The sequence below is a fragment of the Clostridium sartagoforme genome (genome assembly GCF_004794105.1).
Taxonomy (GTDB): domain Bacteria; phylum Bacillota; class Clostridia; order Clostridiales; family Clostridiaceae; genus Clostridium; species Clostridium sartagoforme_B.
Map to the genome: position 1 here is coordinate 1 of NZ_SRYR01000032.1, position 813 is coordinate 813.

The window sequence follows — 813 nt, forward strand, 5'->3', positions numbered from 1 at the left end:
AATCAAGTTCTGATCCAGAGTACCACGAGACACGTGAAACCTTGTGGGAAGCAGGGAGGACCACCTCCCAAGGCTAAATACTACCTGATGACCGATAGTGAAGCAGTACCGTGAGGGAAAGGTGAAAAGAACCCCGGGAGGGGAGTGAAATAGAACCTGAAACCGTGTGCCTACAACCGGTCAAAGCCCCTTATGAGGGTGATGACGTGCTTTTTGTAGAACGAGCCAACGAGTTACGGTATGTAGCAAGGTTAAGTACTTAAGGTACGGAGCCGAAGGGAAACCGAGTCTTAATAGGGCGACTAGTTGCATGCCGTAGACCCGAAACCGGGTGACCTATCCATGGCCAGGTTGAAGCGGGGGTAAAACCCCGTGGAGGACCGAACCACGTTGCTGTTGAAAAAGCATGGGATGAGCTGTGGATAGCGGAGAAATTCCAATCGAACTCGGAGATAGCTGGTTCTCCTCGAAATAGCTTTAGGGCTAGCGTCGGATATGAGTAATGGAGGTAGAGCACTGAATGGGCTAGGGGGCATATCGCTTACCGAACCTTATCAAACTCCGAATGCCATATACTATTAGTCCGGCAGTCAGACTGCGAATGATAAGGTCCGTAGTCAAAAGGGAAAAAGCCCAGATCGTCAGCTAAGGTCCCAAAGTGTAAGTTAAGTGGTAAAGGATGTGGGATTTCTAAGACAACTAGGATGTTGGCTTAGAAGCAGCCACTCATTTAAAGAGTGCGTAATAGCTCACTAGTCGAGAGATCCTGCGCCGAAAATGTCCGGGGCTCAAACTTACCACCGAAGCTACGGG

At 49.7% G+C, this 813-nt stretch carries 1 rRNA gene; it reads left to right on the forward strand.

Features of this window, described 5'->3' with window-relative positions:
• Nucleotides 1-813 (forward strand): 23S ribosomal RNA (locus tag E5347_RS16710); the annotation flags it as partial.